A 20,560-nucleotide genomic window follows, 5' to 3' on the forward strand; every position below is an offset into this window, starting at 1 on the left:
ACCACCGGGCCGCGCTCGTCGCACTTCTGAACTACCGAACGCCCCTCGAGGCTTATCCTCTCTTGTCATGGCGACCGCCAAAGTCGAGCGACTCCTCAATCTGGTCATCGCGTTGCTGGCCACCCGCAGCTACCTCACCGCCGAGAAGATCCGGGCCACCGTGGCGGGCTACCGCGACAGCCCCAGCGACGAGGCGTTCTCGCGGATGTTCGAGCGGGACAAGAACGAGCTTCGCGACCTGGGCATACCGCTGGAGACCGGCAAGGCCTCGGCGTTCGACACCGTCGAGGGATACCGCATCAACCCCGACACCTACGCACTTGCGCCCATCGACCTGACCCGCGACGAAGCCGCCGCGGTCGCCGTGGCGGTTCAGCTGTGGCAGTCGCCGGAACTGCGCGCCAATGCCGAGGGCGCGGTGGCCAAACTGCGCGCCGCCGGTGTCGAAGTGGACCAGGGCCGCGCCGACGTGCTGGTCGCGGCGCCGTCGGCCCTGCCGGGAATCCATCGATCCGAACCGGCACTGGGCGCCCTGATGGACGCCGTCCAGGCCGGCCAGGCGGTGCAGTTCGAGCACCGCCCCTCACCGGTGGAGCCCTACACCGTCCGCACGGTCGAGCCGTGGGGTGTGGTCACCCACGCCGGCCGCTGGTACCTGGTGGGCCACGACCGCGACCGCGACGCGGTCCGCACCTTCCGGTTGTCGAGAATCGCCCCGCAGGTGCGGCCGATCGGTCCGGTCGATGCCGTCACCCGGCCCGACGACGCGGACCTGCGCGCGATCGTCGCCGACGCCGTGGGCGATGCGCCCAGCGGACTGCAGGCGCGCATCTGGGTCGCCGACGGTCGCGCCGTCGCGCTGCGCCGGACCGGCACCGTGTTGGCGCGCCAGGCGCTGGGCGGCCGCGACGGCGACATCATCGGCGTCGACATCGGCACCCACGACCGGCTGGCCCGCGAGATCGCCGGATACGGGGCCGACGCGGTGGTCCTGGACCCGCCGACGCTGCGCGACGACGTCGTGGCGCGGCTTCGTGCCCACTTGGGAGAGGTGCCGGTATGACGCAGCTGTCGAAACGCCTGGTCCGGCTGCTCAACATGGTGCCGTATCTGAAGGCCCGCCCCGGGATCAGCAAGGCGCAGGCCGCCGCCGAGCTCGGCGTGAGCCTGAGCCAGCTGCAGAGCGACCTGGAGCAGTTGGTCGTGTGCGGCCTGCCGGGATACGACCCCGGTGAGCTGATCGACGTGACGTTCTACGACGACCGCCTGGACGTTTTCGAGTCCGCGGGAGTGGATCGGCCGCTGCGGCTGACATCCCGGGAGGCGACGGCCATGTTGATGGCCCTGCGCGCCCTGGTGGACATGCCCGGCATCGTCGACCCCCAGGCGGCCCGCAGCGCCATCGCCAAGATCGAGGAGGCCGCCGGGGCTGCGGCTCCGGCGGCGCCGGCCGCCGCCGCCCACGACGAGTCCGCCGCCGATGTGGTCCGCGACGCCGTGCGGCGTCAGCGCGTCCTGGCCATCGACTACTACGCAGCCTCCCGGGACAGCCTGTCGCACCGGACCGTGGATCCCATCCGGGTCGTGCTGATCGGCGCGCACAGCTATCTGGAGGCGTGGTGCCGGGAGGCCGAGGGGGTGCGGCTGTTCCGTTTCGACCGCATCGACGGCGCCCAGCTGCGCGACGAGCCTTCCGCACCGCCGGAACCGGCCCGGAAGGCCGAGACCGACACCTCGCTGTTCGACGCCGACCCGGCGCTGCCGGTGGCCGTGGTGCGCGTGGCGCCGTCGGCGGCGTGGATGTTCGAGTACTACCCCATGCAGACTCTCGCGGAGCTGCCCGACGGCTGGCGTGAGGCGCAGTTGACCTACGCCTCCGAGGACTGGCTGACCCGGCTGCTGCTCGGCATGGGCGACGAGGTGCAGGTGATGGCGCCGCAGTCCCTGGCTGCCGCGGTGCGCGACGCCGCGCTGGCGGCCGTGGACGCCTACGCTGCGACCGGCGCCGACACCGCATAGCGGCTGGGGCGCGCACACCGCGGGCCGACCTGCGGTCCTGCGGTAGCATCGTGGCGACGTCTGGAGGTAACCAAAGTGAACGCTTTAGGACCGTCGCACCTGGCGATCCTCGCCGTCGCCGTGATCATTCTGTTCGGCGCCAAGCGACTGCCCGATGCGGCACGCTCGCTCGGTAAGTCGCTGCGCATCTTCAAGTCCGAGGTCCGCGAGCTGCAGAACGAGAGCAAGCCGGATTCGACCACCTCGACCACCGTCGCGTCCGAGCGGGTCGACCCGCCGGCGGCCGGCGGCCCGTCGGCGTAGCCCGGTCCCGCCGTCGCGGCGACCGCGTCCCCTTCGACTGTGCGCACACTCGGTGTTCTGCGGCGGCTGGATCCGCGTCAGCGCCGCAGCCGGACCAACCCCGACGGGACGATGTCGCTCGTCGATCACCTGCGGGAACTGCGCACCCGGCTGCTGATTTCGCTGGCCGCGATCGTGGTCACCACGATCGTGGGGTTCATCTGGTACACCCAGCCGCTCTTCGGCCTGGAAAGCCTCGGCGAGTGGCTGCGCCACCCGTACTGCGAGCTGCCGGCCTCCTCGCGGGCGGCGATCGGGCCCGACGGGCAATGCCGGCTGTTGGCCACCGCGCCGTTCGATCAGTTCATGCTGCGGCTCAAGGTCGGGCTGGCCGCAGGGATCGTGCTGGCCTGTCCGGTCTGGTTCTACCAGCTGTGGGCCTTCATCACCCCGGGCCTCTACCGCAAGGAGCGGCGCTTCGCGGTGGCCTTCGTGGTGTCGGCAGCCGTGCTGTTCGTCACCGGCGCCATCCTGGCCTACCTGGTGCTGTCCAAAGCCCTCGGTTTTCTACTGACCGTCGGCAGCGACGTTCAGGTGACCGCCCTGTCGGGCGACCGCTATTTCGGCTTCCTGCTGAACCTGCTGGTGGTGTTCGGGATCAGCTTCGAGTTTCCGCTGTTGATCGTGATGCTCAACATGGTGGGCGTGGTGAGCTACGAGCGCCTCAAGGAATGGCGGCGCGGGCTGATCTTCGCGATGTTCGTGTTCGCCGCCTTCTTCACCCCGGGCTCCGACCCGTTCTCGATGATCGTGCTGGGCTGCACCTTGAGCCTGTTGCAGGAATTCGCCATCCAGATCGCCCGGTTGCACGACCGGCGCAAGGCGCGGCGGGAGGCGGCCACCGGGCTGGCCGACGACGAGGTCTCACCCATCGAAGCGCCCACCCCGGTCGCCGCGCCGCATGACTAGCCCGCCTGAGACGTCGGTGCCCTCCGAGCTGAGCCGGTTCGCCGCCGAGCTGCCCTTCGGTCTCGACGGCTTCCAGCGCCGGGCCTGTGAGGCCCTGCAAGACGGTCGGGGCGTGCTGGTGTGCGCCCCCACCGGCGCCGGCAAGACCGTCGTCGGCGAGTTCGCGGTGCACCTGGCCCTGGCCGGCGGCGGCAAGTGCTTCTACACCACGCCGATCAAGGCGCTGAGCAACCAGAAGCACACCGACCTGGTGGCCCGCTACGGCAAGGACCGGGTGGGGCTGTTGACCGGCGATCTGTCGATCAACGCAGGCGCGCCGGTCGTGGTGATGACCACCGAGGTGCTGCGCAACATGCTGTACGCGGATTCGCCCGCCCTGCAGGGCCTGTCCCATGTCGTCATGGACGAGGTGCACTTCCTGGCCGACCGGATGCGCGGCGCGGTGTGGGAGGAAGTCATCCTGCACCTGCCCGAAGAGGTCCGCCTGGTCAGCCTGTCGGCGACGGTCAGCAACGCCGAGGAGTTCGGCGGCTGGATTCAGACCGTGCGCGGCGACACCACCGTCGTGGTCGACGAGCACCGCCCGGTTCCGTTGTGGCAGCACATGATGGTCGGCAAGCGACTGTTCGATCTGTTCGAATCGCCGCCCGATGCCACGGCGCCGGCGTCGAGTGGCCGGCCCCGGGTCAACCCCACGTTGCTGCGCCACATCGCCCATCGCCGGGAGGCCGACCGGCTCACCGACTGGGGCAGCACGCGCCGGCACCGGGGTGCGGGATCGGGCCGGCCGGACCGCTCGTCCTACCGGATGCCCATGCGCCCGGATGTCATCGCGGTGCTGAACTCCGCGGGTCTGCTGCCGGTGATCACGTTCGTGTTCTCCCGGGCCGGCTGCGACGCCGCGGTCAAGCAGTGCCTGCGTTCGCCACTGCGGCTCACCACCGAGTCCGAGCGGGCCCGGATCGCCGAGGTGATCGACCACCGCTGTGGCGACCTGGCCGACGACGACCTGGATGTGCTGGGCTACTACGAATGGCGGGAGGGGCTGCTGCGCGGCCTGGCCGGCCACCATGCCGGGCTGCTGCCGGTGTTTCGCCATACCGTCGAAGAGCTGTTCGCCGCAGGCCTGGTCAAGGCTGTCTTCGCCACCGAAACGCTGGCACTGGGCATCAACATGCCGGCCCGCACCGTGGTGCTCGAACGACTGGTGAAGTTCAACGGCGAGCAGCACGCCGCGCTGACACCGGGGGAGTACACCCAACTGACCGGCCGGGCCGGCCGGCGCGGCATCGACATCGAAGGCCATGCGGTGGTGATGTGGCATCCCACCGACAGCACCACCGACCCCGACCAGGTCGCCGGGCTGGCCTCCACCCGTACCTTCCCGCTGCGCAGCTCGTTCGCGCCGTCGTACAACATGACCATCAATCTGGTCCAGCACATGGGACCCGAACAGGCCCACCAGCTGCTGGAGCAGTCGTTCGCACAATTCCAGGCCGACCGGTCCGTGGTCGGTCTGGTGCGCAGCGCGGAGCGTGGCGAGCGAACCCTGGACGAGATCGCGGCCGAGTTCGGCGGACGTGACTCAGCAGTGCTCGAGTACGCCAGGCTGCGGGCGAAGATCTCCGAACGCGAACGCGCCGCGGCGCGCGCGTCGCGTCTGCAGCGGCGGCGGGCGGCCAGTGACGCGTTGGCGGCGCTGCGCCGCGGCGACATCATCAACCTCAGCCACGGCCGCCGCGGCGGACTGGCGGTGGTGCTGGCGGCCGACCGCGACTCCGACGAACCGCGCCCCCTGGTGCTCACCGAACATCGCTGGGCGGGCCGGATCTCCTCGGCGGACTATTCCGGCGCCGTCGCGCCGATCGGCACGATGAGCCTGCCCAAGCGGGTGGAGCATCGCCAGCCGCGGGTCCGCCGCGACCTGGCCTCGGCGCTGCGCTCGGCTGCCGCCGCACTGCCCGTGCCCACCGGGCGCGGGCGCCGGGGCGCCGGGGCCGAGGATTCACCGGTGGATCCGGAACTGGCGGCCCTGCGCCAGCGGATGCGCGACCATCCGGTGCACCAGATGCCGGATCGCGACGCCAAGGTGCGTGCCGCGGAACGCTACCTGCGGGTGGAGGCCGACAACGCGCAGCTGCGCCGGAAGGTCGAGGCCGCCACCAATTCGCTGGCGCGCACCTTCGACCGGATCGTCGGGCTGTTGACCGAGCGCGGATTCATCGGTCCGCCCGGCGACGCCCCGGAGCCGGACGGCGGTGACCCCGATCAGCCGGCATCGCCCGCCCCGCAGGTCACCGACGACGGCCGGATGCTGGCCAGGATTTACAGCGAGAGCGACCTTTTGGTGGCCGAATGTCTGCGGACCGGGGCCTGGCACGGCCTCAAGCCCGCCGAGTTGGCGGCGGTGGTCTCGGCGGTGCTCTATGAGACTCGCGGTGCGGACGGGCCGGGCGGACCACCCAGCCTGCAGGCGCCCACCGAGCCGGTGCGACGGGCCTTACAGCAGACCCGCAAGCTGTCGGCGGCGTTGCGGGCCGACGAACGCCGCCACGGCATCAATCCCACCCGGGAACCCGATGACGGGTTCGTCGCCGCGGTCTACCGCTGGGCCCGCACCGGGGATCTGGCGTCGGCGCTGGCGGCCAGCGACAGCTCGGGCGGGCCGGGCAGCGCTTCGCCGTTGTCGGCGGGGGACTTCGTCCGCTGGTGCCGCCAGGTGCTCGACCTGCTGGACCAGTTGCGCAACGCCGCGCCCAACCCGGAACTGCGGGCCACCGCAAAACAGGCGATCGACACGGTTTTACGCGGGGTCGTTGCCGTTGACGCCGGGTAGGCTTGTCCGGGCGCTACGGTGGAGAGCCGGCGGTGATCAGCACCCGCTACGTGAGAGGACTTGAGGAACAACGATGAGCGGACCGCAGGGATACGACCCCACGCAACCGTGGCAGCCTCCGCAGCCTGGCCAGCCCGAGGACCAGCCGGGTACCGGGCAGGGTCCCGCAACCGGCGCCGAGCAGCAGTGGCAGCCTCCGGCCTACACGCCGCAGCAGTACCCGCAATACCCTCAGCAGGGCTATCCGGCAGCGCCGCAGCAGTATCCCGGCTACCCGCAGCCCGAACAGTACGGTCAGCCGGCTCCGGCTCCGACTCCGTACGGCCAGCCCGGTCCCTACGGTCAGCCGGCCCCCTACGGTCAGTACGGCCAGCCCGGCCAGTACGGTCAGCCGGCCGCTCCCTACGGTCAGTACCCGCAGCAGCCGGGCCAGTTCCCCGCGCCGGGGACCGCCACCAAGCGCCCGTCCGCGGTGGTCGGCAGCACGCTCGTCGCGTCCGTCGCCGTCGCAGTGCTGGTGCTGCTGGTGCTGGGTTTCTGGAAGCCCGGTTTCTTCGTGACCACCAAGCTCGACATCGACAAGGCCCAGGAGGGCGTGCAGCAGATCCTGGCCGACCAGACCAACGGCTACGGCGCGAAGAACGTCAAGGACGTTCGCTGCAACAACGGACAGAGCCCGGTGGTCAAGCAGGGCGACACCTTCACCTGCGAGGTCAGCATCGACGGCACCAAGCGCCAGGTGACCGTCACCTTCCAGGACAACTCGGGCACCTACGAGGTCGGTCGGCCCAAGTAGCGGCAACGGGCCGTTCAGTCCGGTAACGCGTCGAGCGCCCGCTGCAGGCGGGCGATCGAGGATCCCACCCCCAGGTGCTCCGCCAGTTCGGCGACTCGCGCCGGGTCGGCGGCCGCCCGCGGCAGGATGTCCGAGGGCGTGGACAGCGTGACCGGGGCATCGGTGGCCACCCGTACCACCGGTGCTGCGGCGGCGATGTAGTCCCGCGCCGCCTGCAGCTTGGCCCGAACCCCCCTGGCCATGGCGGACTGCGCGTCGTCGGCCGCGGCCAGCACCGCTTCCAGCGATCCGTACTGGGTCAACAACCCAGCCGCGGTCTTCTCACCGATGCCGGGCACCCCGGGCAGCCCGTCGGAGGGATCTCCGCGCAGCAGGGCCATCTCGGCGTAGGCGGCCCCGGCGCGGCCGGCCGGCAAACCGTATTGCTGTGCCACCTCGTTCGGGCCGAACAGGGTCGCCCGGGCCAATCCGCGGCCCAGGTAGAGCACCGAGACCTCGACGGGCTCGACGGCCACCACCTGCAGGAGGTCGCGGTCGCCGCTGACGACGACCACCGGGGCGTTTCGCTCGGCCGCCGCCAAGGTGCCCAGCACATCGTCGGCTTCGTAGTGCGGCGCGCCGCCGGTGGCGATCCCGAACGCGTCCAGCAACTCGCCGATCATCTCCACCTGCGGGCTCAGCTCGTCGGGAACCTCCTCGACATCGGGCGTGTCGGCGTCGCCGGGGACTTCTTCGGCCACCCGATGGGCCTTGTAGGAGTCGATCAGGTCCACCCGCCACTGCGGCCGCCAGTCCAGATCCAGACAGACCACCAGCCGCGCGGGCTGCTGGCGGGTGATCAGGGTGGCCACCGAGTCGAAGAAGCCACGCACCGCGTTCACCGGCCGCCCGTCGGGTGAAGTGATCGAGGACGGTACCCCGAAGTAGGAACGGAACCACATACTGGCACCGTCGAGCAGCAGCACGGGAGCAGTCATGCGTGCCAGCCTATTTGCCGCCGGTTAGCCTGATGTGCGTGACTTCCCGGTTCGACAGCAGCGTCTATGCCCACCGATTGGCCGCCGCGGCTGCTGCCGCCGCCGATGCCGGTCTGGCCGGCCTGGTGATCACCCCCGGTTACGACCTGCGCTACCTGATCGGGTCGCGGGCTCAGACTTTCGAGCGCCTGACCGCCCTGGTGCTCCCGGCGTCCGGTCCGCCCACCATCGTGGTGCCGCGCTTGGAACTGGCGGCGCTCCGCGAGTCCGCGGTGGCCGATCTGGGCGTGGCGGTGCGTGATTGGGTCGACGGCCAGGACCCCTACCGGATGGTCGGCGAAGCGCTGGGTGCGGCAGCCTCGGGCGCGGTGGTCGCGGTCACCGATTCGATGCCGGCCCTGCACCTGCTGCCGCTGGCCGACGTGCTCGGCGCCACCCCCATCCTGGCGACCGCAGTCCTTCGTGAGCTGCGAATGGTCAAGGACCCCAGTGAGATCGATGCCCTGCGCAAGGCCGGTGCGGCGATCGACCGGGTGCACGCCCGGGTGCCGGAGTTCTTGGTGCCCGGCCGCACCGAAGCCGATGTCGCCGCTGACATCGCCGACGCGATTCTGGCCGAAGGGCATTCGGAGGTGGCTTTCGTGATCGTGGGCTCGGGCCCCAACGGCGCCGACCCGCACCATGAGTGCTCGGACCGGGAACTTCAAGCCGGCGATATCGTCGTCATCGACATCGGCGGTCCGGTCGAGCCGGGTTACCATTCCGACTCGACCAGGACCTACAGCATCGGTGAGCCTGATCCCGTTGTCGCACAAAACTATTCGATGCTACAGCAGGCGCAGCGCGCCGCGGTGGCCAGTGTTCGCCCGGGAGTGAGTGCCGAGCAGGTCGACGCCGCGGCGCGCGACGTACTGGCCGAGGCCGGCCTGGCGGAATATTTTGTGCACCGCACCGGACACGGCATCGGCCTCTCGGTGCACGAAGAGCCCTACATCGTCGCCGGCAATGCCGAGCAGCTCCGGCCGGGCATGGCGTTCTCGGTCGAACCGGGAATCTATTTTCCCGGCGCGTGGGGTGCCCGTATCGAAGACATCGTGATCGTCACCGCCGACGGGGTGGAGCCCCTGAACCACCGGCCGCATGACCTGGTGGTGGTCCCGGTGCGGTCGCCGCAGGGCTAGCGGGTGCCGCGGTCGAGCAGGTCGGAAGAACCCAGGACTCGCTCCACCTGGACTTCGATCACCACGCGTTGCGGGTTCACCCGCGGTGTGCGGTACCGCTGGGCATACCGCAGTTCGGCGTCGCGAACCGCGGCCGGCGTGTCGTTGACGGTCGCGCTGCCTTCCAGGGACAGCCAGCGCGCGCCGTCCACCTGGCTCAGCACGGCGATCCCGGCACGTTCGGCGTTGAGGGCCTTCTGCGAACCCCCGGTGGTGATCACCCGGGCGATGTGGGTCTTCGGATCGAAGGTGAAGCCCACGGCCACCACGTGCGGCGAGTTGTCGGTCCGCAGGGTAGTCAGCATCGCCAGGTGACGTTCGGTGAGAAACGCCAACGCATCGCTGGTCAGTCGGGTAGTCGCGTTCGCCATCGTCGCCCACGCTAGCGCAGGTGATAATCACAGCCGTGAACGACACGGTGGACGGGCCGGTGGTGATTTTCGGGGGCCGCAGTGAGATCGGCACCGAGCTGGCGAAGCGGCTCGCGCCGGGGGCCGAGGTGGTGCTGGCGGCCCGATCCAGCGACCGGCTCGACGCCGAGATCGCCGCGGTGCGTGCGGCGGGGGCGGTCGCGGTGCATCCGGTGGAGTTCGACGCCGACGATCTGGCCGGGCACGGCCCGCTGGTGCAGTCGCTGATCGCCGAACACGGCCCGATCGGCACCGCCGTGCTGGCCTTCGGGATCCTGGGGGATCAGGCCCGCGCGGAGTCCGACGCCGCACATGCGGTGGCTGTCGTGCACACCGACTTCGTCGCCCAGATCAGCCTGCTCACCCACCTGGCCTCGGCGATGCGCGCCGCCGGCCGGGGCCGCATCGTGGTGTTCTCCTCGGTGGCGGGTGTGCGGGTACGCCGGGCCAACTATGTCTACGGTTCGGCCAAGGCCGGCCTCGACGGCTTTGCCGGCGGGTTGGCCGATGCACTGCACGGCACGGGGGTGCACCTGCTGGTTGTGCGCCCGGGATTCGTCGTCGGCCGGATGACGGCCGGGATGCATCCGGCGCCGCTGGCCAGCACGGCGCCCCAGGTGGCAGACGCGGCGGTCCGGGCGCTGCGCAAGGGCCGACGCACGGTGTGGGTGCCGTGGGCGCTGCGGCCGTTGTTCGCCGGGCTGCGACTGCTCCCGCAGACGGTGTGGCGCAGAATGCCGCGTTAATGCAGCGCAGGCCGGTACCGTGCGGTACGTAGGATATGTCGGAGTCCGACGTTGCCGGCCTGGGGGAAATCGCGCAAAATCGCGATACACTTTTCTGTTCTTTTCCCCCTTGAACAGACTAGAGTGTAAAAACATGGACGATCGTAAGAAAGATCCGTCGGTCGTGTTGCCCTACCTGGTCGGTAGGCCGCTGCCGGCGACGGAGGTATATGAGGCCTTTGGCTATCGCAAGTCGGCCTATTACAAGGCGGCCCACGAAGGGCGTCTGATCACCGCTGACAACCTGATCCGGGTTGCCACCCACTTCGGGCTGAACGCGGTGGATCTGCTGGTCCGCTACGGACTGATCACCTTCGATGCCGTCGCCGACTTCATGGACGGCGAGGCCCCGGCCAAATCCGGGAAATCCGAGGTGCCCAGGTTCGCCGACCTGCACCCGATCCCCAGCAGCCCGGTGCTCTAGCGACCCGGCGCGCCGCGGGTCCGGCACGAGCCGCCCGCGCCCCGGCTACGGGCGTGGGAGCTGCTCGGGGGGTAGGTTCGCGGTCATGGCACCCACCTTCGCCGAGATCGCCAAGTCCGAATATCTGCTCCTGACCACCTTCACCAAAGACGGCCGCCCCAAGCCGACGCCGGTATGGGCCGCGCCCGACGGCGACCGCCTGTTGGTCATCACCCAGGAATCCTCCTGGAAGGTCAAGCGGATTCGTAACAACCCGCGCGTCACCCTGGCGGAATGCGATGTCCGTGGCCGGCCCAAGGGCGAGGCCGTCGAGGCCGTTGCCACCGTCTTGGACAAGTCGCACACCGGTAAGGTCTACGACGCGATCGGCAGGCGCTACAAGCTCCTCGGCCGGGTCTTCATCCTCTTCAGCAAGTTGCGAGGTGGCATGCGGACCAATGTCGGCTTGGCACTGACCCCAGCAGGCGCCTCCGCGTAGCCGGCGACAACCTGCCCTATATAGTGGACTGAGTTCATCTAAACTAAGTCCGGTGGACCGGACATCGACGGTGAGGACTTCTATGGCCGGCTACACGGGAGAGCAGATTCTCGGCGACATCGTCACCGCCGATCCGTCGACCACCCGCATCCTGAGCCGTTTCGGAATCGACTTCTGCTGCCATGGCCGGCGTCGCCTGGCCGACGCGTGCGCCGCCGACGGAGTCGATGCCGGAGAACTGCTGGCGGCGCTCAACGCCGTCGAGCCGGGTCGGCCGGCAGACTGGGCCGGCTACGACGATGTGTCGCTGATCGCCCACATCGTCAGCACCCACCACCGGTTCCTGTGGGACGAGTTTCCGCGGCTGACCGAGTTGGTCGACAAAGTGGCGCGGGTGCACGGCCCCCGGCACGGCGAGCTGATCGGAGTCCGCGAGGCCTTCCATAGGCTGCGCGACGAGATGGAGTCGCACCTGCGTCGCGAGGAGACCCTGCTGTTTCCCCAGATCAGCTTGCACGCCGGGCGTCCGGACCAGGCCCTGCCCGACGACGTGCGCGCCGAACTGTCCGGCAACCAGGACGAACACGATCGGTGCGGTGCTCTGCTGGCCGAACTGCGTGCTCTCACCGACGGCTACGCGGTCCCGGCGGACGCCTGCGCCAGCTACACCGCGATGCTGGCCGGCCTGGCCGACTTGGAGTCCGACATCCACCTGCACGTGCACAAGGAGAACAACGTGCTGTTCCCGCGGGTGCTGGCCGCGGCCGGCGATCGCGTCTGAGCTCTCAGGCGCCGGGCCGCAGGTGCTCGGCGAAGAAGGCGAACACCCGGTTCCAGGCGTCGGCCGTCGCGGCCTCGTTGTATCCGTACCCGGCGATGCGCAGCAGCGGCTGGGCCGGCAGTCGATTGGCGAAGCTGTGCCCGGCGTCGCGGTACACCTTGATGTCATGGGGGATGTCGTGTTGCTCTGCCACGGCGCGCAACCGGTCGTCGGCACCGACACCCATCCGGTCGCGCCCGCCGAAGCTGGCGACGATCGGGCAGGCGCCGGACAGCGTCTGCTCGAGGTCGCGGGGCAGCGGTACTCCGTAGAACGGAGCGCACGCTCCGAATCCCTTGGGTGCCATGACCAGAGCGAAGTGGCCGCCCATGCAGAAACCGGCGATGCCCACCGTGCCGGAGCACTCCGGCATCGCCAGCAGGTGGTCCCGGGCGGCCAGGATGTCGTCGAGAGCGCGGCCGCGCTGGGTGAGCAGTTCGCGAAACACCCGGGTGATACAGCGCGCCCGTCCGCCCCGGGAGTACAGGTACGGCGACAGCGCCAGATAGCCCGCGGCGGCGACCCGCCGGGAAACGGCCCGCCGATCCCTGCTTTGACCGATCGCATCGTGGACGATCACCACACCGGGCCACGGCCCGGATCCCTCCGGAACGTCCAGTAGGGCCTGCACAGGTCCGCCGGGTGCCTCGACATCGATCGTTGTCATCGCATCAGTATTGCTGGCACCGTATGCCGGCGCGGCGGGTTGGAACCCCCCGGCCGTCTCCGACGTTGGACAGACATGATGAGCGCTGTGCTGCGGATCTGCGGTCTCTACGTCCTGGTCGAGCTTGCGGTGATCGCCGCGATGATCTGGGCGTTCGGCTTCGGCTGGACGGCATTGCTGCTGGCGGCCACCGGCTTGGCCGGACTGGTGCTGGCCACCGCGCAGGTCAAGCGCCAGCTCCGCCGGCTGCGCCGGCCCGCCGTTCCGGGCGTGCTCGCCGACAGCGGGCTGGTGACCGCCGGCACCATGCTGGTGCTGGTCCCGGGGCCGGTGACCACGCTGGCCGGCATGCTGCTGCTGGCGCCCCCGACCCGGGCGGCCGCGCGCCCGCTGCTGGGCACGGTGGCAGCCACGGCCCTGGGCCGGCACGCCCCGCTGGTGGCCGCGGCCACGGTCGGGCGGCAGTGGTACCACAGCCGGCGCACCGGCGACTACATCGACGGCGAGTACATCGACGCCGAATTCGTCGACGTCACCGACACCGGCCGGCGGGCCCTTCCGGTCGCCTGATCCGCCGGCCACCTCAACCCGTACGTTCTACGACGTGAGCGTTGTGAACGGCAGTCCCACCTCCTTGCTGCTCGGCGGGCGGATCCACAGTCCGAGTCACCCGGAGGCCACCGCGATGGCAGTCCGCGGCGACCTGGTGGTCTGGCTGGGCAGTGACGAGCTCGGCCGGGAACAGTTTCCGCAGGCCGAGGTGGTCGAACTCGACGGTGCATTGGTCACCCCGGCCTTCGTCGACAGCCACGTGCACCTCACCGAGACCGGGCTGTGCCATGTCGGGCTGGACCTTCGGCCGGCGACCTCCGCGCAGCACTGCCTGCAACTGATCGCCGACTACGCCGCCGCCCATCCCGACGAGCCGATCCGCGGACACGGCTGGGACGAATCCGGCTGGCCGGACGCCCAGGTCCCCGACACCGCCGCCATCGACGCCGCGGTGGGGGACCGGCCGGCCTACCTGTCGCGCGCCGACGTCCACTCGGCGCTGGCCTCCACCGCGTTGCGCAACCTGGTGCCATCGAGCTCGGCAGATCCGGCTGCGCCGCTGACCGGTGATGCCCACCACCGAGTCCGGGCCGCGGCGGGACGGTTGCTCACCGCCGTACAACGCACCGAAGCCCGGACGGCGGCGCTGGCTGCCGCCGCCGCGGCAGGGATCGTCGCGGTTCACGAGTGCGCCGGCCCGGACATCGGCGGCGCCGACGACTGGCGCGAGTTGCGAGCCGTGTGCGACAACGGCAGCGGCGTCGAAGTCATCGGCTACTGGGGCGAAGCGGTCAGCAGTGCCGATCAGGCGCGCGAGCTGATCGCCGACACCGGCGCCCACGGCCTCGGCGGCGACCTTTTCGTCGACGGCGCCCTGGGCTCGCACACCGCCTGGCTGCATGAGCCCTACGCCGATGCCCCCGGCTGCACCGGGGTGCGCCATCTGGACGCCGACGCGGTCACCGCCCACCTGCGGGCCTGTACCGAAGCCGGCGTCACCGCCGGATTCCACGTCATCGGCGACGCCGCGGTGTCCTCGGTGGTGATCGCGCTGGAGCAGGTGGTGGACCAGTACGGCGTGGCCGCGGTCGCCCGATGCGGGCATCGGCTGGAGCACCTGGAGATGGTCAGCGCCGAGCAGGCCGCCAAGCTGGGCGCCTGGGGCGTGATCGCGAGCATGCAGCCGGCTTTCGACGCCCGCTGGGGCGGTGCGGACGGCATGTACGCCCAGCGCCTGGGCGCCGAGCGAGCCGCCGGGCTGAACCCGTTCGCGCTGTTAGCATCCCAAGGCGTGCCCCTCGCGTTCGGTTCCGACAGCCCGGTCACCGGCCTGGATCCCTGGGCCGCGGTGCGCGCCGCTGCGCACCATCGCACGCCGGGCAGCGCGATTTCGATGCGCGCGGCATTCGCCGCCTCGACTCGCGGTGGCTGGCGCGCCGCCGGGGTCAACGACGGCATCACCGGCACCCTGGTCCCCGGAGCGCCGGCCTCTTACGCGGTCTGGGAGACGGGCAGGCTGGCCGTGCAGGCGCCCCGCGACACCGTCCAGCGATGGTCGACCGATCCCCGCGCGCGGGTGCCCGCGCTGCCGGTGCTCGACGCCGGAGCCAGCCCCCGATGCCGTCGCACGGTCCACCGCGGGGTGGTTCTGTATGGCTGACACCGACGACGAACAGACCGCATCGGCTCCCACCGCCGATCACGGTCATGGTGAACCCGCCCGGACCGGACCGAACCGGGCCGAACGGCTGGCCCTCGCCGCCGCGGACCGCTGGGCGCAGCTGGCCGCCGCGGTGGGCGCCGGCATGCTGTTGCGCTCCAGCTTTCCTCCGCTGAACTGGTGGTGGGCCGCGATCCTGGCCTTCGCCACGCTGAGCTGGGTGCTGATCCGCCGGGAGACCACCGTCGCCGGTGGCTTCGGGTACGGGCTGCTGTGCGGCCTGGCCCTGTATCTGCCGCTGCTTCCCTGGGTGGGTGGGCTGGTCGGCTCGCTGCCCTGGCTGGTGCTGGCACTGACGTGTGCGCTGTTTCCCGCGCTGTTCGGTGCGGCGGCCGTCGTGGTGCGCTCCCTGCCCGGTTGGCCGATCTGGTTCGCGCTGCTGTGGGCCGCCCAGGAATGGGCGAAGTCGGTCTTCCCGTTCGGCGGATTCCCTTGGGGCGGAGTCGGATACGGCCAGACCGCTGGACCGTTGCTGCCCCTGGTCGCCCTCGGCGGGGTGCCCCTGCTGTCGACCGGCGTGGTGCTGCTCGGATGCGCCGGCACCGCGCTGACCATGGAGATCGTGCGGTGGGTGCGCAATCCACCGGCACCCGGTCGCGACCAGCGCCCGCCGGCGGTTCTGGTGCCCGGGCTGTGTATCTGTCTGGTGATGCTGACCGCTGTCGTGGTGTGGCCCGGGGTTCGTCGTTCCGGCGCCGGGGCCGGCGACGACCCGGCGATCACGGTGGCCGTCGTGCAGGGCAACGTGCCGCGGCTCGGGCTGGACTTCAACGCCCAGCGCCGCGAGGTGCTGGACTACCACGTCCGCGAAACCCTGCGGCTGGCCGACGATGTCGCGGCCGGGCGCGCCCCGCAGCCGCTGTTCGTCATCTGGCCGGAGAACGCGTCGGACATCGATCCGGTGACCAACAGCGACGCCGCCCAGCAGATCACCGCCGCCGCGCAGGCGATCGACGCCCCCATCCTGGTGGGCACCGTGCGCGCCGCTGCCGGCTGGAGCCCGCAGAACCCGGTCGCATCGAATTCGGTGCTGGTGTGGGATCCGCGCACCGGTCCGGGGGGGAGCCACGACAAGCGGATCGTCCAGCCGTTCGGGGAGTACCTGCCCTGGCGCGGGTTCTTCCGCCGGCTCTCCGGATACGCGGATCGGGCCGGGTATTTCGTTCCCGGCCACGGTGACGGGGTGGTGCATGTCGCCGGTGTCCCGGTCGGGGTCGCCACCTGTTGGGAGGTGATCTTCGATCGCGCGCCGCGTCAGTCGGTGCTCGCCGGTGCCCAGATGCTGGCTGTGCCCACCAACAACGCCACCTTCGACGAGACGATGAGCGAACAACAACTGGCGTTCGCCCGGGTGCGTGCGGTCGAGCACAACCGCTATGTGGTGGTCGCCGGCACCACCGGGATCAGCGCGGTGATCGCTCCCGACGGCCGGGAGCTGGCGCGCACCGCCTTCTTCGAGCCCGCCTATCTCGACGGCCACCTGCGCCTCAAGACCGCGCTGACACCCGCGACCCGCTGGGGGCCGGTGCTGCAGTGGGTGCTCGTTGGCGCAGCCGTTGCTGCCCTGCTGGCCGGCATACGGCAAAATGGAAACTTCATGCGCGATCGGTTTGCCCGACGCCATTTCAAGCGGGGCCGCACCGGCGCCGATGCGAAGGAACGGGAGGAGCGGCGCCGATGAACGAGCGTCCCAGCCTGCACACGTTGGTGGTCATCCCCACCTATAACGAGTTGGAGAATCTGCCGATCATCCTGGATCGGCTACAGCAGGCGCGTCCCGATGTGCACATCCTGATCGTCGACGACGGCAGTCCGGACGGTACCGGGCAGCTGGCCGATGAGCGGGCCGCCGCCGACCCCGCTCGCATCCACGTGATGCACCGGAGCTCCAAGGCGGGGCTGGGCGCGGCCTACCTCGCCGGGTTCGCCTGGGCGCTCGACCGCAACTACGAGGTGGTGGTCGAGATGGACGCCGACGGCAGTCATGCGCCCGAACAGCTCTACCGGTTGCTCGACGCCATCGACGCGGGCGCTGATCTGGCCATCGGCTCGCGCTACGTCGACGGTGGCGCGGTGCGCAACTGGCCGGTGCGCCGGCTGGTGCTGTCCAAGACCGCCAACACCTATGCGCGTCTGCTGCTCGGCGTCGGGATCCACGACATCACCGCCGGATACCGGGCGTATCGCCGGTCGGTTTTGGAGAAGATCGGTCTGGACGCGGTCGAGTCCAAGGGGTATTGCTTCCAGGTCGACCTCACCTGGCGGGCCGTCAACAACGGCTTCACCATCACCGAAGTGCCGATCACGTTCACCGAGCGGGAGCTCGGCGTGTCGAAGATGAGCGGATCGAACATCCGCGAAGCGATGGTCAAGGTCGCCCAGTGGGGGATCGGCGGCCGGCTCAACCGGCTGCGGGGCGCCCGGGGCTAGATCGTCGCGGCAACCGGGGCTGCCGCGACGATCCGGGGCGGACTCAGCCGCGCCGCTTCGTCTTGATCAGCTCGAGGCGCTCCTTGAGCAGCTCTTCGAGCTCTTCGACAGAGCGGCGCTCCAGCAGCATGTCCCAGTGGGTGCGCGGCGGCTTGACCTTCTTCGGCTCGGGCACATCGCCCTCGAGCAGTGTGCCTTCCAGGCCGTTGCGGCACATCCAGGTACCGGGGATCTCCGCGTCGTCGGCGAAGGGAACCTCGAACTCCTCACCGTTGTCGGTGCGGTAGCGCGCCATGCGACGCGGCGCCAGGTCGTGGTTGCGGTCGGTCTCGTAGCTCACGGCTCCCAGCCGACTGCCCCGCAGAACACGATCAGCCATGACCCACTCTCCTTAAAACCTGTTCAGTGAAATATGCCTCAGGATTGCCAACGCGAGCGGACGCTGCGAAGTTCCCGGCGCACGTGGCGAGACCTCTCATGATACCGGGGGGATCGCCGCCGGCGGACTAAGGTGTTCAACCGTGCCTCGCAGTCCCCGCACCCAGCCGTGCCGATGGTGCGGTCGTGACGTGGGCGACGCGGGCATCGGGCGCCGTCGCCAATACTGCCGGCAGTCCTGCCGGCAGCGCGCTTACGAACAGCGCGCCTTGATCGCCAGCGGCAAGACCACCGCACTGGCACCTGATTCGGTGGTGCTCTCCGCCGACGAGGCGACGGCCCTGTCCGACCGGATCTACCAGGTCCGGTGCGCCGCTGAGGACATCGCGACCGCCCTGCGCGAAGACGCGCCCCGCGAGGAGCTGACCGAGCTGTGCGACACGCTGCTGCAGGCGGTCGACTCAGCGGACCGCTGGCGCTGATCCTCAGCTGGCGCAGCTGAACAGCTTGCCGGCGTCGGCCGGCGGCGGCACCGACTGCAGGCAACCGAACGTGGTGATGCCCTCCGGGCTGATCAGTGCCGCCGCGCGGTGCGCATAGTTGACGCAGAACAGCCCTACCCGGTCGGCCCGGCAGCGGTAGTCCCCGAAGGACAGCGACGAGCCGTCGGGCAGCACGGCGCCGTTCCCGTGCACAAACCGTCCCGGATCGCCGTGGGCGGATCCGACCCGCAGCGTGTTGCCGCCGAAATCGACCCAGCCGCCCTTCCACTCGCCGTAGATGTCGTCGGGCTGCGGAGTCGGTGTCACCAGGTCCACCACACAGGACAACGCGCTGTCGGCGGAACTGGAATCGGTCATGCAGATGGTGTCGCGCCGCGGCGCGGCCGGCACCGTGAACGCGACATCGTCGATGAGGTCGGTCGTCTCGCCGTCGCGGGTGGCGGTGTGAAAGCTCGTGGCGTCGACCGGACGGGCGGTTTCGATCCAGGTGATCACATCGGAGATCGAGGCGCCGGCCGCCGGCGGGCCCACCGGCTTGGCCGAGGTCGTCGTCGTAACAGCCGACGACGGAGCGGTGCTGGATGTGGCCGGTGCAGACGACGTCGGCTCCGGTTCGTGCACGGTGGCCCCCGAACATCCGGCGGTCAACAGCAGTACGGCGATCAGCCCGCTACGACGCATGCCGTTAGGCTAACCGCCGAGCTTATGCGGTGGTCCAGCCTCACCTCTCCTTCGTCGAGGTTCGCTAACCACCGAGCTATTCGCTACCGTTCGCCTCATGCATAACCACCCTGTGCAGGCCAGCATCGCCACCGGAGTGGTGGAGGGTTTCGCCCGCGACGGAGTGCGCAGATGGCGGTCCATCCCGTATGCCCGCCCGCCGGTCGGTCCGCTGCGATTCCGGGCGCCACAGCCGGCCGAGCCGTGGTCGGGGGTTCGCCATTGTCACGGATTCACCTACTGCGCGCCGCAGCGCCGGCTGTACACCGCGCTGGGGCCCGGCCGTTTCCAGCCGACCAGTGAGGACTGCCTGACGCTCAACGTGGTGGCTCCGGAGGACGGCGGCGACGGTCCGCTGCCGGTGATGTTCTTCATCCACGGTGGCGGCTACATCCTGGGCAGTTCGGCCACGCCGATCTATGACGGGGCGGCGCTGGCCCGGCGCGGCTGCGTCTACGTCTCGGCCAACTACCGCCTGGGTGCGCTCGGCTGCCTGGACCTGTCGTCGCTGTCGACCCCCGAGGTCACGGTGGACAGCAACCTCTACCTGCGTGACCTGGTGCTGGCGCTGCGCTGGGTCCGGCAGAACATCGCGACGTTCGGCGGCGACCCCGACAACGTCACCATCTTCGGGGAGAGCGCGGGCGCACACGCCGTCGCCACGTTGCTGGCGGTTCCCTCGGCGCAGGGCCTGTTCGCCCGGGCCATCGCCGAAAGCCCGGCAGCGGGTCTGGTGCGCAACACCGAGATCGCCGCGGCGTTCGCCGAGCGATTCGCCGCGCTGCTGGGTGTCCGCCCGGGTGACGCCGCCCAGGCACTGCTGCGGGTGTCGCCGGCTGAGCTGCTGGACGCCCAGGACCGGCTGATCGATGAGGGTAACCGCGACATGCTGGGCGCGTTCCCCATAGGTCCGGTCTGTGGCGATGACGTGGTGCCGGTGGAACCGGTGGAGGCGATGCGGCAGGGGTCGGCGCACCGGGTTCCGCTCATCGTCGGCAGCAACGCCGAAGAAGGACGCCTGTTCACCCGGTTCCTGAAGATGCTGCCGGTCGACGAACCGACGGTCGAGGCAGTGCTGGCCGGGGCGGACGCCACAGTGCGCGAACGCATCATCGCCGCCTACCCGGACTACCCGAAGCGGTCGGCCTGCGTCCGGCTCGGCGGCGATTTCGCGTTCAACGCAGCGGTGTGGCAGATCGCCGAGGCCCACGGTGCTCATGCCCCCACCTACGTCTACCGCTACGACTACGCGCCGCGGATGCTGCGCTGGTCGGGTATGGGCGCCACGCACGCCACCGAGTTGTTCGCGGTGTTCGACATCTACCGCAGCGGAGGGTTCGGCCGGCTACTGACCGCCGGCGCGGACCGGCGCACCGCGGTTCAGGTCAGCAAGCAGGTGCAACGCCGCTGGGGCGCGTTCAGCCGGGAGGGGGTGCCCGGCGAGAACTGGCCGGCCTACTCCGCCGACGAGCGAGCCGTCATGGTGTTCGACCGCAGAACCCGGCTGGAATACGACCCGGCTCCGGAGCGCCGGAAGGCGTGGCAGGGATTCACCCTCGCCCACTGAGCTTCCG

Annotated in this window: 22 protein-coding genes; 17 read left to right on the forward strand and 5 right to left on the reverse strand. The window is 70.2% G+C overall.

The annotated features are described in order from the left end of the window. Positions 1-67: 67 nt before the first annotated feature. The 6 genes from AWC02_RS18970 to AWC02_RS18995 all read left to right on the forward strand — a co-directional run bounded on the left by AWC02_RS18970 (position 68) and on the right by AWC02_RS18995 (position 6,902). Positions 68-1,063 carry a helix-turn-helix transcriptional regulator gene (locus AWC02_RS18970; protein ID WP_085130242.1) on the forward strand — a complete coding sequence of 332 codons (996 nt, stop codon included), beginning with the start codon at positions 68-70 and terminating at the stop codon, positions 1,061-1,063. Continuing rightward, on the forward strand, positions 1,060-2,019 hold the full coding sequence (locus AWC02_RS18975; protein WP_085130243.1) for a helix-turn-helix transcriptional regulator: 960 nt from the start codon (positions 1,060-1,062) through the stop codon (positions 2,017-2,019). The genes AWC02_RS18970 and AWC02_RS18975 overlap by 4 nt, the downstream gene beginning before the upstream one ends. A 75-nt stretch (positions 2,020-2,094) precedes the next feature. After that, on the forward strand, positions 2,095-2,322 hold the full coding sequence (tatA, locus tag AWC02_RS18980) for a Sec-independent protein translocase subunit TatA (protein WP_085130244.1): 228 nt from the start codon (positions 2,095-2,097) through the stop codon (positions 2,320-2,322). Positions 2,323-2,361: 39 nt separating this feature from the next. Next, positions 2,362-3,270, forward strand: coding sequence for a twin-arginine translocase subunit TatC (gene tatC / locus AWC02_RS18985; RefSeq protein WP_085130245.1), 909 nt, complete (start codon positions 2,362-2,364; stop codon positions 3,268-3,270). Further along, on the forward strand, positions 3,263-6,106 hold the full coding sequence (locus tag AWC02_RS18990; protein ID WP_085130246.1) for a DEAD/DEAH box helicase: 2,844 nt from the start codon (positions 3,263-3,265) through the stop codon (positions 6,104-6,106). Before tatC ends, AWC02_RS18990 begins: the two co-directional genes overlap by 8 nt. Positions 6,107-6,179: 73 nt before the next feature. After that, positions 6,180-6,902, forward strand: a complete 723-nt coding sequence (locus AWC02_RS18995) for a DUF4333 domain-containing protein (protein WP_085130247.1) — start codon at positions 6,180-6,182, stop codon at positions 6,900-6,902. A 14-nt stretch (positions 6,903-6,916) separates the two neighbouring features. On the opposite strand, the gene AWC02_RS19000 is transcribed toward AWC02_RS18995, so the two are convergent. Further along, positions 6,917-7,879, reverse strand: a complete 963-nt coding sequence (locus AWC02_RS19000; RefSeq protein WP_085130248.1) for a 5'-3' exonuclease — start codon at positions 7,877-7,879, stop codon at positions 6,917-6,919. 32 nt (positions 7,880-7,911) lie between these two features. Here AWC02_RS19000 and AWC02_RS19005 point away from each other — a divergent pair, with 32 nt between their 5' ends. Continuing rightward, the gene (locus AWC02_RS19005; RefSeq protein WP_085130249.1) at positions 7,912-9,060 is read left to right on the forward strand and encodes a M24 family metallopeptidase; all 1,149 of its coding nucleotides are present in this window, start codon (positions 7,912-7,914) and stop codon (positions 9,058-9,060) included. On the opposite strand, the gene AWC02_RS19010 is transcribed toward AWC02_RS19005, so the two are convergent. After that, entirely contained in the window at positions 9,057-9,470 is a 414-nt protein-coding gene (locus AWC02_RS19010) for a F420-dependent biliverdin reductase (protein WP_046320062.1), read from the reverse strand. The two genes, AWC02_RS19005 and AWC02_RS19010, sit on opposite strands and share 4 nt — an antisense overlap. A gap of 35 nt (positions 9,471-9,505) precedes the next feature. Here AWC02_RS19010 and AWC02_RS19015 point away from each other — a divergent pair, with 35 nt between their 5' ends. From AWC02_RS19015 to ric, 4 genes are all read left to right on the forward strand, one after another. After that, entirely contained in the window at positions 9,506-10,255 is a 750-nt protein-coding gene (locus AWC02_RS19015) for a decaprenylphospho-beta-D-erythro-pentofuranosid-2-ulose 2-reductase (RefSeq protein WP_085130250.1), read from the forward strand. A 133-nt stretch (positions 10,256-10,388) separates the two neighbouring features. Continuing rightward, complete coding sequence (locus AWC02_RS19020; RefSeq protein WP_085130251.1) at positions 10,389-10,718, forward strand: hypothetical protein; 330 nt, start codon at positions 10,389-10,391, stop codon at positions 10,716-10,718. 85 nt (positions 10,719-10,803) lie between these two features. Beyond that, positions 10,804-11,196, forward strand: a complete 393-nt coding sequence (locus tag AWC02_RS19025) for a PPOX class F420-dependent oxidoreductase (RefSeq protein ID WP_085130252.1) — start codon at positions 10,804-10,806, stop codon at positions 11,194-11,196. Between the two features lie 82 nt (positions 11,197-11,278). Beyond that, positions 11,279-11,977 (forward strand): iron-sulfur cluster repair di-iron protein, encoded by a 699-nt coding sequence (gene ric, locus AWC02_RS19030; RefSeq protein WP_085130253.1) that lies wholly within the window; start codon positions 11,279-11,281, stop codon positions 11,975-11,977. 4 nt (positions 11,978-11,981) lie between these two features. On the opposite strand, the gene AWC02_RS19035 is transcribed toward ric, so the two are convergent. After that, the gene (locus AWC02_RS19035) at positions 11,982-12,683 is read right to left on the reverse strand and encodes a dienelactone hydrolase family protein (protein WP_085130254.1); all 702 of its coding nucleotides are present in this window, start codon (positions 12,681-12,683) and stop codon (positions 11,982-11,984) included. Positions 12,684-12,761: 78 nt separating this feature from the next. Here AWC02_RS19035 and AWC02_RS19040 point away from each other — a divergent pair, with 78 nt between their 5' ends. From AWC02_RS19040 to AWC02_RS19055, 4 genes are all read left to right on the forward strand, one after another. Then, entirely contained in the window at positions 12,762-13,253 is a 492-nt protein-coding gene (locus tag AWC02_RS19040; RefSeq protein ID WP_085130289.1) for an FxsA family protein, read from the forward strand. A 115-nt stretch (positions 13,254-13,368) separates the two neighbouring features. Next, on the forward strand, positions 13,369-14,895 hold the full coding sequence (locus AWC02_RS19045; RefSeq protein WP_085130290.1) for an amidohydrolase: 1,527 nt from the start codon (positions 13,369-13,371) through the stop codon (positions 14,893-14,895). Further along, complete coding sequence (lnt, locus tag AWC02_RS19050; RefSeq protein ID WP_085130255.1) at positions 14,888-16,636, forward strand: apolipoprotein N-acyltransferase; 1,749 nt, start codon at positions 14,888-14,890, stop codon at positions 16,634-16,636. Before AWC02_RS19045 ends, lnt begins: the two co-directional genes overlap by 8 nt. After that, positions 16,633-17,385: a polyprenol monophosphomannose synthase gene (locus AWC02_RS19055; protein ID WP_085130256.1), complete on the forward strand. Its 753-nt coding sequence runs from the start codon at positions 16,633-16,635 to the stop codon at positions 17,383-17,385. The genes lnt and AWC02_RS19055 overlap by 4 nt, the downstream gene beginning before the upstream one ends. 43 nt (positions 17,386-17,428) lie before the next feature. Here AWC02_RS19055 and AWC02_RS19060 read toward each other — a convergent pair whose 3' ends face one another. Beyond that, positions 17,429-17,764 carry an RNA polymerase-binding protein RbpA gene (locus AWC02_RS19060; protein ID WP_046314905.1) on the reverse strand — a complete coding sequence of 112 codons (336 nt, stop codon included), beginning with the start codon at positions 17,762-17,764 and terminating at the stop codon, positions 17,429-17,431. A 142-nt stretch (positions 17,765-17,906) separates the two neighbouring features. Here AWC02_RS19060 and AWC02_RS19065 point away from each other — a divergent pair, with 142 nt between their 5' ends. Further along, positions 17,907-18,245 (forward strand): hypothetical protein, encoded by a 339-nt coding sequence (locus tag AWC02_RS19065; protein WP_109561078.1) that lies wholly within the window; start codon positions 17,907-17,909, stop codon positions 18,243-18,245. A 3-nt stretch (positions 18,246-18,248) separates the two neighbouring features. Here AWC02_RS19065 and AWC02_RS19070 read toward each other — a convergent pair whose 3' ends face one another. Further along, complete coding sequence (locus tag AWC02_RS19070) at positions 18,249-18,947, reverse strand: hypothetical protein (RefSeq protein WP_085130258.1); 699 nt, start codon at positions 18,945-18,947, stop codon at positions 18,249-18,251. Positions 18,948-19,044: 97 nt separating this feature from the next. On the opposite strand from AWC02_RS19070, the gene AWC02_RS19075 reads away from it, so the two are divergent. Further along, positions 19,045-20,553, forward strand: coding sequence for a carboxylesterase/lipase family protein (locus AWC02_RS19075; RefSeq protein WP_085130259.1), 1,509 nt, complete (start codon positions 19,045-19,047; stop codon positions 20,551-20,553). The last annotated feature ends 7 nt before the right edge of the window (positions 20,554-20,560 follow it).

Source organism: Mycolicibacter engbaekii (assembly GCF_002101585.1).
GTDB lineage: Bacteria > Actinomycetota > Actinomycetes > Mycobacteriales > Mycobacteriaceae > Mycobacterium > Mycobacterium engbaekii.